The sequence below is a fragment of the Streptomyces sp. NPDC040545 genome (assembly GCF_055595065.1).
Map to the genome: position 1 here is coordinate 71,577 of NZ_JBVIWA010000030.1, position 10,283 is coordinate 81,859.

Genomic DNA, 10,283 nt, shown 5'->3' on the forward strand with positions numbered 1-10,283 from the left:
CCATAGCCCCTCCCCGATCACTCGTCTAGAGTCAGTCAGGTGACTGACTCAAAGAAGGTCCGGCGGACGTCGGGCAAGCGGGAGCGGCTGGCGGCCGCCGCGGCGCAGGTCCTCCACGCGCAGGGCGTCGCCCAGACCACGCTCGCGGACATCGCCCAGGCGGCCGAGGTCCCGGTGGGCAACGTCTACTACTACTTCAAGACCAAGGACGAGCTCGTCGAGGCCGCGATCGACGCGCACGCCCAGACCCTCCGGGGCCTGATCACCGCCCTCGACGAACTCCCCACCCCTGAGGAGCGGTTGAAGGCCCTGCTGTCCGGCTGGGTCCAGGAGCGCGAGCTCACCGCCCGGTACGGCTGCCCCACCGGCACCCTCGCCTCGGAACTCGACAAGCGCGCCGACGGCCTCGACCGCTCGATCGCGGAGGTCATGCGGGTCCTGCTCGACTGGGCCGAGCGGCAGTTCGCGGAGATGGGCCGGGCCGACGCCCGCGAACTCGCCGTCGCCCTGATCGCCGCCTACCAGGGCATCTCCCTGCTCACCAACACCTTCCGCGACCCGGACCTCATGACCGCCGAGGCCCGGCGCCTGGAACGCTGGATCGACTCCCTCGCCTGAGGGCCCCGCCACCGGAGATGACGATGCATACAGGTGACGGACGGACCCGCACCACGCCCCCGCGCCCCCTGGACGTGGAGTCCCTCTTCCCGGGCCTGGCCGCCCACCGCCGTACCGCGACCCGGCTGCACCCGCGTCCGGGCAGGCCCGGCCCGCACGACAGCCACGTAGGGGGGCCGCTGCTGTGGCCCGCCGGCGAGCCGTGGCCGGTGTGCGCGAGCCCGCACCGGCGCGCCCCGGAACCGGGACCGCCGCCGCTGCTCGCCCTGGCCCAGCTCCACGCCCGGGACGTGCCGGACCTGCCGGCCGGGCCCGACGGCTGCGATCTGCTCCAGGTGTTCTGGTGCCCCTTCGACGCCCACGGACCCACCGGCTCCGGCATGTACACGCACCTGCGGTGGCGCCGGGCCGCGGAGGTCCGCACGGTGGCGGCGGAGCAGCCGGCACCGGCAGCCGTCGGCTTCTGCGGGTACGTGCCCGAGCCGTGCGTGCTGCACCCGGAGCGGGTCACCGAGTACCCGTACATCGAGCTGCTCACCGGGGAGCTGGGCGCGGCGGTCGAGGAGTGGGAGGACGCCCAGGAGGAGGCCGCGTACGAGACCCAGGAGGCGGCGGAGGAGGGCGGCGAGGAGGCCTGGCCGCCGACCTACCAGAGCGACCTGTCCCTCGCCCCGGGCTGGAAGGCCGGCGGGCACCCTGCCTGGAACCTCACCGGGCCCGGGCCCATGGACTGCGAGGCCTGCGGCTGCCCGATGGAGCTGCTGCTGACGGTCGCGACGAACGAATGGCACGCGGACACCCGGAGCTGGATCCCGCTGGAGGACGGGCCGCAGCACCCGACGGGGGTGGTCGTCGGCAACCACGGCAAGCTCAACGTATTCGCCTGCCCCCGGGACCCGTCCCACCCGCACGGCTTCAGCGTCCAGTGAGGCCGGTCAGGTCCCCATGGCCGCCAGGCCCCTCGCCAGCTCCTCGGCGTTCATCACCGGAGCGACCTCGACCTCGGCGTTGAACTGCAGGAACAGGTCCTCCATCAGCGGCGGCATCTGGGCGCTGTCCTGGAGGTCGAAGACCATCCAGCAGGAGCGCACGCCCTCGTGCAGGCCGAAGTAGGCGGCCTCCGGCTTCACCTTGTCCATCAGGGTCTTGATCGCCTGGGGCAGGGCGCCGGTCTTGATTCCCTCGTTGGTGGCGGCCGTGTCCATGTGCGCCCTGAGCATGACTCTCATGCGTGCTCCTTCCGTCACGCCCACCCTCCGCGCGGGCCGGGGGCGCGGCAACATATGCGCCCCCGTCCGGGCCGCCCGGTCAGCCCGATCAGTCCGATCAGCCCGATCAGTCCGATCAGTCCAGGAATCCGACATCGTAGAAGAACCGGTACCGGCTCGGGGTGTCCGGAAGGAACCAGTGGAAGCCCTCCTCCAGGAAGACCGCCAGCAGGTTCACGGCGATCACCATGCCCAGGAACCACAGCGCGCACATGCCCGCCGTGCGCAGTACCCCCGGACGGACCGCCGGCACGGCGCGGTCGGCCGTCACATGGGCGAAGGCCAGGACGACACCGATGGCGACCACCGACAGCTGGAAGAGGATCCACGCCCATACGTACAGGTGCAGGCCGAGCACCTCGCTCCCGTACCCCTTGGCCCCCGGCAGGATGTGCAGCATGGTCTGCCGCCAGGACGCGAAGGAGCCCCCGATCGCCGCGACCAGGGACAGCCCCCAGCCCGCCATGTAGGCGCGACCCGTCACGGTGCCGCTGATCAGCGCCGAGCGGATGACGTACGCCGCGCCCAGGGCGGCCAGCAGCATGAACATCCGCTGCGCGAGGCACAGCGGGCACGGGATCTCCCCCCGGCCGAGCTGGTGGTACAGGCCGGCGCAGACGACTGCCGACCAGCCGAGGGCGAAGAAGCAGGCGAACCAGTACTGGACCCGGCTCAGCAGGCCGTTCTCCGGCGGGGCGTCCGGCACGAGGCTGTGCATCGTCGCGGCCACGGTCAGTAGCTCAGCTTCAGGGCGAGGCCGCTGGTGATGTGGTGCGCCGTCAGCAGCGTGACGGCGATCAGCACCGCCCACCACGCGCCGAGCACGACCGTCCGGGACGCGCCCCGGTACAGGGCGATCAGCGTGGCGAGGAGCCCGCCGAAGATCAGGGTGTCCATGCCGCGGACCGTACCGAGACGGTGGCATCACGCCTGCGAGGCGCGCCCCCGGTTACGTCGGTTGCCGCGTCGGCCGCGCCCGGCCCGCCCCGTGCCAGGACCGCCGGTGCTCCGGCCGTCCAGGCCGATCCAGACCCGGACCTCGGTCCCGCCGAGCACCGAGCGCCCCAGCCGTACGTCGCCGCCGGTCGACTCCGCGACCCGCCGCACGATGTCCAGCCCGAGGCCGGTCGAGCCGTCGCGGCCGCCGTCGTTGCCGCGGCGCAGGGCCGCGTCCGGGTCGGAGATGCCGGGACCCGCGTCCGAGACCAGCACGATGACGGCGTCGCCCGCGTCGTGGACGTCCACCGAGAAGGGGGTGCCCTCGGGGGTGTGCCGGAAGACGTTGCCGAGCATGGCGTCGAGGGCGGCGGCGAGTTCGGGCCGCGCCACGGGGATCCGTACCGTACGGTCCACGCCCGCGAGCCGCACCTCGCGTCCCTCGTCCTCCGCGAGCGCCGACCAGAAGGCCATCCGGTCGCGGATCACCTCGGAGGCGTCGCAGCCCGCGCCCGCCCCGGCCCCCGGGCCGGTGGCCGGGCGCTGCTCCCGGGCGGTACGGATGATCGTGTCGACCTCGCGCTCCAGCTGCTCCACGGCGGCACGGGTCTGTTCGGCGGCCGGACCGTCGCCGAGCGAGGCCGTGTTGAGCCGCAGCACCGTCAGCGGGGTCCGCAGCCGGTGCGAGAGGTCGGCGGCCAGTTCCCGTTCGTTGGCGAGGAGTTCGACGACCTGGTCCGCCATCGCGTTGAACGCGGCGGCCGCCGAGCGGAGTTCCTTCGGCCCGTCCTCGGGCACCCGGGCGCCGAGCCTGCCCTCGCCGAGCTGGTGGGCGGCGTCCGCGAGCCGTTCGGCGGGCCGGACCAGCCGGGCGCCGAGCCGGTCGGCGACCGCGACCGAGCCGATGATCAGGGCCAGCCCGACGCCGGCGAGCACCAGCCAGGCGGTCGCGACCCCGTTGCTGACCTCGCTCTCCGGTACGAAGATCTCCACCACGGCGATGTCCCCGGAGCCCAGCGCGGTCGGCTGGAGCAGCGCCGAGCCGCCGCCCGCCACCGAGGCGGTCGTGCCCCGTCCCATCCGCCGGGTCTCCGCGACGGCGCGCTCCCCGGCCCGGCCCTGGCCGATGTCCACCGGAGGGCTGTCGCCGATCGCGGGCACGTGGACGGCCATCCGCCGGGCGGCGCCCATCTGGGTCGACTCCACCGCCTTGCGCAGCTGGACGGGGTCGGTGGTGATGGACAGCGTCGGCCCGATGCTGGCGGCCTGCCGCTCTGCGTTGGAGAAGGCCCGGTCGCTGGCCATCTCCTGGACGACGAGGCCCAGCGGCACGGCGAAGGCCACGACCACCATGGCCGTGACCGCGAGGCACACCTTGACGAGCGCCCATCTCATCGCGCGCTCACCGGGGCGGTTCCAGCTTGACCCCGACCCCCCGCAGCGTGTGCAGGTAGCGCGGCCGGGCGGCGGTCTCGCCGAGTTTGCGGCGCAGCCAGGACAGGTGGACGTCGATGGTCTGGTCGTCCCCGTACGACTGCTGCCAGACCTCGGCGAGCAGTTCGCGCCGGGCCACGACCACCCCGGGGCGGCCGGCGAGGAAGGCCAGCAGGTCGAACTCCCGGCGGGTGAGGTCCAGGACGGCCCCGTCCAGCTCGGCCTGGCGGCGCAGCGGGTCGATGGCGAGCCCGCCGACGCGCAGGACGCGCGAGGGCGGTTCGGCCCCGGCGGCGGCCCGGGCGCGGCGCAGGACGGCGGACATCCGGGCGGAGAGGTGCTCCACGGAGAAAGGTTTGGTCAGGTAGTCGTCGGCGCCGTCGTTGAGCAGCCGGACGATCTCCGCCTCGTCGTCGCGCGCGGTGGCGATGATCACGGGTACGTCGGTGATGCCGCGCAGCATCTTGAGCGCCTCGGACCCGTCCAGGTCGGGCAGCCCGAGGTCGAGGATGACCACGTCGAAGCGGTGGTGCGCGACCTCGCGCAGGGCCTCCAGGGCCGTGCCGACGCTCCGCACGGTGTGCGAGGCCTCGGTCAGGTGCCGGATGAGGGCGGAACGTACGAACTGGTCGTCCTCGACCACGAGCACACTTGCCATGGCCCGCACCGTAGTCCATCCGGGCGACCCAGCGGGGTGTCGGGCCACTGTTGTGGCGGGTGGTGCAGTATGTGCCTTGATGCGACGAGGACTTCTTCATGCCATGGCCTGGATGCTGGCGACCGGCGCGGCGGTGACGCTGTCGTGGTGGGGCGTGCACACCGTCATGTCGGGAACGGCCTACGATCCACCGCTCGCGGTACCCCTGACCGGCCGTCCGCTGTCCTCGTCGACGCACAGCGCGCAGGCGTCCCCGTCCCCCTCTCCCTCGCAGTCCGCGTCCCCCTCGCCCTCCGGGCCGCCCACCCCGGAAGCGTCGCCGCCCGCCGGGGCCGCCCCGGAGAAGTCCCCGAAGCCGTCGGCCACCACCGGCCCGTACCAGCGGACGGAGGGCCAGGACGCGGGCAAGGTGCAGGCCTATCCCGTGTCCGGCGGCCGGGTCGTCTTCTCCCTGGGCACGTCCTCCGCGGAGCTGGTCTCGGCGACTCCGGCGACCGATTGGCGGATGCAGGTGTGGAAGACGGACTTCTGGATCCGGGTCACCTTCACCAAGGACGGCCGCGAGGTGTCGGTCTTCTGCACCTGGCACGACCATCCGCCGCTGGTCGAGATCGTCGACCCCTGAGACGGCCCCTGAGACGGCCCCTGAGGCGGCCGCGGCCTGACCGGGAACGGCCGGGACCCCTTTCGGGTCCCGGCCCACACGGTGCTTCTCCCCTCCCGGCGGGGGGACGGGATCAGAACTTCGGGGCGAGCTCCGACCCGAAGGTGTAGGTCCCCGAAAGGTGGAGCTGGTTGGTGTCGGCCAGGCTGGCGGTCGCCGAGCCCGGCTTGGACAGCCAGGAGTGCTGGTTGTAGTACCCGTTGTACGGGACGATGCAGTCGTTCCAGGTGTACCAGCCGGCCTCGACGTAGAGGTCACGGCTGGGGATGCGCGCACCGCCGAGGATCTGCGACCACTTGTAGTCCCCCGTCGCCAGGTAGATGTCCCTGCTCACGCAGGCGTTCACCATGCCCGAGGTCGGGTTCGCGGTCAGGGTCACCGAGCGCGTGTTGTACGCCGTGTCCGCCGCCTCGGCGGGGGCTCCCGCGAGGGCGACAAGGGCGGTGGCGGAAGCGGCTGCCGCGGCGAACTTGCTGAGCTTGTTCATGATCTGCCTGGCTCCTTCGTGGCAATTCGACTTGACCGAGCGACTTCAAGCTAGCCAGTTGACGGGAGAGGGATCTACGTAAATTCTGGTTCCGGTTCGATAAGCGGGAGTTATCAAAAAACGGGGGCCCGGAGTTGGAACTGCGAGACGTGGACGTATTTTTGGCACTGGCGGACGAGCTCCACTTCGGGCGGACGGCCGAGCGGCTGCACATCTCCCAGGCCCGGGTCAGCCAGGTCATCAGGAAGCAGGAACGGGCCATCGGGGCGGCCCTGTTCGAGCGGACCACCCGCACGGTGCGCCTCACCTTGATCGGCCGCCGGCTGCGCGACGACCTTTCGCACGCGCGGGACATGTTCCAGGAGGCGATAACGAGGGCGAAAGGGGCGGCCCAGGGGCTGCGCGGAACATTACGGGTGGGCTTCCTCGGAGCCATGGGGCATGAAATTCGGCCTTTGATCGAGGAATTCCGGTCACATCATCCGGACAGCGAAGTCGAATTGGTGGAATCCCGTCTTTCGGACCCGTTCGGCCTCCTTCGCGCCGACGAGGTCGACACGCAGATCCTGTGGCTGCCGGTCCAGGAACCCGATCTGACCGTCGGCCCGGTGGTGTTGACCGAGGGGCGCGTGCTCGCCGTTCCGGCCGAGTCCGATCTGGCCCGCCTCGTCTCCGTGGCGTGGGAGGAACTCGACGGCCACCCGGTCGCCGACCTCGGCGGCCTGGCGCCGTCCTACTGGGTGGAGGCGCTGGTGCCGAGACGGACCCCGAACGGACGCCTCATCAAGCGGGGTCCGACCGCGCGCACCCTCCAGGAGGTCCTCGCCCTCGTCGCCGACGGGCAGATCGTCAGCCCCCTGCACCAGCACTCCACCCGGTACTTCTCCTACCCCGGCATCACCTACCTGCCCATCCACGACGCCCCGAGCACCCAGTGGGCACTGGTGTGGTCCCTCACGAACCGCAGTGGCCTCGTGCACGCCTTCGCCCAGGTGGCACGGAACTCGGCAGCCGTACGCGGCCGGGCTCGGCCTCAGCGGGGCAGGCGCGTGGCCGGCCCTTCCGCCGGCTGGGGAGGGTACGCGGGCAGCGGGTCCGCGTGACCTTTCAGCGGAAGACGGAGGGCGGCGGCTGCGGCGAGGCCACCGCGGAGGCGTCCGCGACCGGGGCCGCGCCGCCCGCGAAGTCGGCCAGGGCCCGGCCGTGCTCGACCCGGCCCGGGTGCGGGTCGCTCGCCACACGGCGGGTGAATTCCGCGACGGGCAGCTCACGGTCGGCCGCCACCAGGACGGCGTTGCCGAACCGTTTCCCCCGCCACACCACCGGATCGGCGGCCAGCGCCAGCTCCGTGAACCGGGACGCGGCCGTGGCGATCTGGCCCCGCAGATGGGTCAGCGGCGGACCGTCCGCCAGATTGGCCACGTACCACCCGGTGGGCGCGAGGGCACGGCGTACGTCGTCCAGGAACTCGGTGCTCGTCAGGTGTGCCGGGGTGCGCGCCCCGCTGAACACGTCCGCGATCACCAGGTCCGCCCAGCCGTCCGGGACCTTGGCCAGGCCCGCCCGCGCGTCCACGGCCCGGACCCGGACCCGCGCCTGGGGGTCCAGCGGCAGGTGTTCCCGTACGAAGGCCACCAGGGCGGCGTCGATCTCCACGACCTGCTGGGTGGAACGGGGACGGGAGGCGGCGGTGTAGCGGGCGAGGGTGAAGGCGCCGCCGCCCAGGTGCACCACGTTCAGGGGCTGCCGGGCGGGCGCGACGAGGTCGATCAGGTGGCCGATCCGCCGCTGGTACGCGAAGTCCAGGTACCCGGGATCCTCCAGGTCCACGTGCGACTGCGGGGCCCCGTCGATCAGCAGGGTCCAGGCGCCGGACCGCTCCCGGTCCGGCTCCAGCTCCGCCCGGCCGCCGTCCACCTGCCCGACGACCGCCTCGGCGGCGCCGCGTCCGCGCTGCTTGCCCTTGTTCCTGTCCTTGCCTGCCACCACCCCATTGTGACGGGCGGCGGCGCCGGACCCGGCCCGCAGGCGTCAGCGGCAGTTGTCCGCGGCCTCGATCAGCCGGGCCGCCTCGCCGAGCGCCGCCCGCAGCACGTCCGGATCGGTGACCGGCCCGACGGCCTCCGGCGGGAGCAGCCAGCCGGTGGCGCCCGCGGCGGGCGAGGCGGCGTCGCCGAAGCGCATGCCGCGCCCGTTGGTCTGCGTACACGCGCTGCCCGGCAGGTCCCACGCGTCGGCCGTGCCGGACGGCACGAGGAAGCCGAGGGTGTCGCCGGATCCGTCGTGCAGGACGGGTCCGACCCCGCCGGCCTGGCGGGCGGCGCGGCGGATGATGTCCACCGCCTCCAGCCCCTGCCGGGTGGGAACGGTCACCAGGTCCAGGTCCGGGGCCGCGCCGGGCTCGGACGCGGTATTCGTTCCAGTGCTCTCCATGCCGCCCTCCAACAAGGGAACCCCTCCTCGATCCGTATCCGCATGGGTTCAACGCACGGGAACGTCAACGGGTGCGGCGGCAAGACGCCGCAAAGGATGGCAGTTCATGGCGGATCGCGGGTGAGATATCCGTTTTGTAGCCAAACATCGCATGAACACCCCCTCGCTGGCGGTACGTTCATGCGCGCCGGACCCCCAGTCACAGCACCGGTGCTGCGTTCCTTGCCAGAGAGGTCACGTCCATGGCGGCGTCCCCCCACTCACCCAACTCCACGTTCCGGCGGCTGCGCGGGCAGCACTCCCCGGCCGAGTTCGCCGCCCTGGTACGCCGAGCCGCGAAGGAGATCGGAGAAACGGTTTCCTGCGACGCGCGCTACATCGGCCGGGTCGAGTCCGGCGAGATCCGCTGTCCCAACTACGCCTACGAGCGGGTCTTCCTCCACATGTTCCCCGGCCGGGCCCTGGCCGATCTGGGCTTCTCCCCCCGCGAGAGCGTCCGCGGCCGCTCTGCCCAGCGCGATCCCCTCTCCGTCCCCTTCCACCGTTCCCCTTCCAGTGCCAAGGAGAGCGACGTGCTGCGTCGCGCGTTCATGGCGGGCGGCTCCGCGACCGTGGCGGCCGCGACGCTCAGCCTCACCCTGCTCGGCGACACCCGCCGGCTCCCCTCCCGCGCCGGCGAGTCCGAGGCCGCCGCCGTTGAGGACGCGGTACGCCAGATCCGCCTGCTGGACGACCGGCACGGCGCAGACGCCCTGTACCGGCGGGCCGCCGAACCCCTGCGCACCGCCTACGCACTGCTCGACGCGGGAGCCACCCGGCAGTCCACCGAGGACCGGCTGCACTCGGGCGCCGGTGAACTGGCCGTCTCCGTCGGCTGGCTGGCCCACGACTCGGGCCGCTTCGACGACGCCCGCTCGCACTACGCGGAGGCCCTGGCGACGGCCCGGGTCGCGCGGGACGCGGGACTGGAGGCGCACGCCTTCAGCAACATGGCCTTCCTGGCCCGGGACTGCGGCCGCTCCCGCGAGGCGGTACGGGCCGCCCAGGCCGGCCGCCGCGCCGCCCGCTCCCTCGGTTCCCCGCGGCTGCTGTCCCTGCTCGCGCTGCGGGAGGCGGGCGGCTGGGCGGGGCTGGCCGACCGCAAGGCCTGCGAGGAGGCGCTGACCCGGGCGCACACGGAGTTCTCCCGCGGCGAGTCGGACGCCGACCCCGAGTGGATGTCTTTCTTCGGGCACGCGGAGCTGGAGTTCCTGGAGGCGCGCTGCTGGTCGGCCCTCGGCGAACACGCCCGCGCGGCCCGGCACGCCCGGCGCGCCGCCGACCTGCAGGACCCGCACTTCGCCCGGAACGTGGCCCTCTACACCGCCGAGCTGGCCGGCGACCTGGCCCGCGCGGGGGCCCCGGACGAGGCGGCGTGGGCGGGGGGCCGCGTGCTGGACCTCCTGGCGGAGGTCCAGTCGACGCGGGTCCGCTCGATGCTCACGGAAACGGCCGCCACCCTGGTCCCCCACCAGCGCTCCCCCCGGGTGGGCGCGTTCCTGTCCCGCGCGACGGTCTGACCCTGCGGTCGGCTCGGCGGCACGGATCCCTCCTGCCGAGGTGGGACGCCTCAATCGCCGGCCGGTCCCCTGCGGGGTGCCCTGCGGTCGGCTCGGCGGTTCACGGCGTGGGCTGTCCCTGCGGGGGCGGTCGCCTCAATCGCCGGCGGGGCTGGGTGGTGTGGGGCGGTGCCCCGCACGAGGGTCTCCTCGGCTCGGCGCGTGCGGGCTTGTCCCGGCCAGACGG

13 protein-coding genes are annotated in these 10,283 nt (G+C 73.0%); 5 read left to right on the forward strand and 8 right to left on the reverse strand.

The genetic code is table 11. From position 1 onward, the window contains the following. The first annotated feature begins 39 nt into the window (after positions 1 to 39). Entirely contained in the window at positions 40 to 618 is a 579-nt protein-coding gene (locus ACZ573_RS35650) for a TetR/AcrR family transcriptional regulator (RefSeq protein WP_471312578.1), read from the forward strand. A gap of 23 nt (positions 619 to 641) precedes the next feature. Next, positions 642 to 1,547, forward strand: a complete 906-nt coding sequence (locus ACZ573_RS35655) for a YwqG family protein (protein WP_471312580.1) — start codon at positions 642 to 644, stop codon at positions 1,545 to 1,547. A gap of 6 nt (positions 1,548 to 1,553) precedes the next feature. Here the strand turns inward: ACZ573_RS35655 and ACZ573_RS35660 are convergent, their stop codons facing one another. The 5 genes from ACZ573_RS35660 to ACZ573_RS35680 form a co-directional block, all read right to left on the reverse strand. Then, entirely contained in the window at positions 1,554 to 1,847 is a 294-nt protein-coding gene (locus ACZ573_RS35660; protein ID WP_471312582.1) for a hypothetical protein, read from the reverse strand. Between the two features lie 115 nt (positions 1,848 to 1,962). Beyond that, positions 1,963 to 2,616 carry a disulfide bond formation protein B gene (locus tag ACZ573_RS35665; RefSeq protein ID WP_471312584.1) on the reverse strand — a complete coding sequence of 218 codons (654 nt, stop codon included), beginning with the start codon at positions 2,614 to 2,616 and terminating at the stop codon, positions 1,963 to 1,965. Between the two features lie 2 nt (positions 2,617 to 2,618). After that, the gene (locus ACZ573_RS35670) at positions 2,619 to 2,783 is read right to left on the reverse strand and encodes a DUF5993 family protein (RefSeq protein WP_189737231.1); all 165 of its coding nucleotides are present in this window, start codon (positions 2,781 to 2,783) and stop codon (positions 2,619 to 2,621) included. A gap of 27 nt (positions 2,784 to 2,810) precedes the next feature. Next, positions 2,811 to 4,217, reverse strand: a complete 1,407-nt coding sequence (locus ACZ573_RS35675) for a sensor histidine kinase (RefSeq protein ID WP_471312587.1) — start codon at positions 4,215 to 4,217, stop codon at positions 2,811 to 2,813. Positions 4,218 to 4,224: 7 nt separating this feature from the next. Next, entirely contained in the window at positions 4,225 to 4,914 is a 690-nt protein-coding gene (locus ACZ573_RS35680; RefSeq protein WP_030010722.1) for a response regulator transcription factor, read from the reverse strand. Positions 4,915 to 4,993: 79 nt separating this feature from the next. Here ACZ573_RS35680 and ACZ573_RS35685 point away from each other — a divergent pair, with 79 nt between their 5' ends. Next, positions 4,994 to 5,539 carry a hypothetical protein gene (locus ACZ573_RS35685; protein ID WP_471312589.1) on the forward strand — a complete coding sequence of 182 codons (546 nt, stop codon included), beginning with the start codon at positions 4,994 to 4,996 and terminating at the stop codon, positions 5,537 to 5,539. Between the two features lie 112 nt (positions 5,540 to 5,651). Here the strand turns inward: ACZ573_RS35685 and ACZ573_RS35690 are convergent, their stop codons facing one another. Next, positions 5,652 to 6,065 carry a hypothetical protein gene (locus tag ACZ573_RS35690; RefSeq protein ID WP_471312592.1) on the reverse strand — a complete coding sequence of 138 codons (414 nt, stop codon included), beginning with the start codon at positions 6,063 to 6,065 and terminating at the stop codon, positions 5,652 to 5,654. A 134-nt stretch (positions 6,066 to 6,199) separates the two neighbouring features. Between ACZ573_RS35690 and ACZ573_RS35695 the strand changes: the two genes are divergently transcribed. Beyond that, entirely contained in the window at positions 6,200 to 7,168 is a 969-nt protein-coding gene (locus ACZ573_RS35695) for a LysR family transcriptional regulator (protein ID WP_471312594.1), read from the forward strand. 4 nt (positions 7,169 to 7,172) lie between these two features. Here the strand turns inward: ACZ573_RS35695 and ACZ573_RS35700 are convergent, their stop codons facing one another. After that, on the reverse strand, positions 7,173 to 8,051 hold the full coding sequence (locus ACZ573_RS35700; protein ID WP_471312596.1) for a spermidine synthase: 879 nt from the start codon (positions 8,049 to 8,051) through the stop codon (positions 7,173 to 7,175). Positions 8,052 to 8,096: 45 nt separating this feature from the next. Beyond that, positions 8,097 to 8,498, reverse strand: a complete 402-nt coding sequence (locus tag ACZ573_RS35705; RefSeq protein WP_471312598.1) for a hypothetical protein — start codon at positions 8,496 to 8,498, stop codon at positions 8,097 to 8,099. A gap of 242 nt (positions 8,499 to 8,740) precedes the next feature. Here ACZ573_RS35705 and ACZ573_RS35710 point away from each other — a divergent pair, with 242 nt between their 5' ends. Continuing rightward, a complete protein-coding gene (locus ACZ573_RS35710; RefSeq protein WP_471312600.1) occupies positions 8,741 to 10,057 on the forward strand; it encodes a tetratricopeptide repeat protein in 1,317 nt (438 codons plus the stop codon). The last annotated feature ends 226 nt before the right edge of the window (positions 10,058 to 10,283 follow it).

Bases quoted from the DNA above. Each gene is read 5' to 3' on its own strand.
- ACZ573_RS35655 (WP_471312580.1), top strand. From the start codon at position 642: ATGCATACAGGTGACGGACGGACCCGCACCACGCCCCCGCGCCCCCTG.
- ACZ573_RS35660 (WP_471312582.1), bottom strand. From the start codon at position 1,847: ATGAGAGTCATGCTCAGGGCGCACATGGACACGGCCGCCACCAACGAG.
- ACZ573_RS35670 (WP_189737231.1), bottom strand. From the start codon at position 2,783: ATGGACACCCTGATCTTCGGCGGGCTCCTCGCCACGCTGATCGCCCTG.
- ACZ573_RS35675 (WP_471312587.1), bottom strand. From the start codon at position 4,217: ATGAGATGGGCGCTCGTCAAGGTGTGCCTCGCGGTCACGGCCATGGTG.
- ACZ573_RS35680 (WP_030010722.1), bottom strand. From the start codon at position 4,914: ATGGCAAGTGTGCTCGTGGTCGAGGACGACCAGTTCGTACGTTCCGCC.
- ACZ573_RS35685 (WP_471312589.1), top strand. From the start codon at position 4,994: ATGCGACGAGGACTTCTTCATGCCATGGCCTGGATGCTGGCGACCGGC.
- ACZ573_RS35690 (WP_471312592.1), bottom strand. From the start codon at position 6,065: ATGAACAAGCTCAGCAAGTTCGCCGCGGCAGCCGCTTCCGCCACCGCC.
- ACZ573_RS35705 (WP_471312598.1), bottom strand. From the start codon at position 8,498: ATGGAGAGCACTGGAACGAATACCGCGTCCGAGCCCGGCGCGGCCCCG.
- ACZ573_RS35710 (WP_471312600.1), top strand. From the start codon at position 8,741: ATGGCGGCGTCCCCCCACTCACCCAACTCCACGTTCCGGCGGCTGCGC.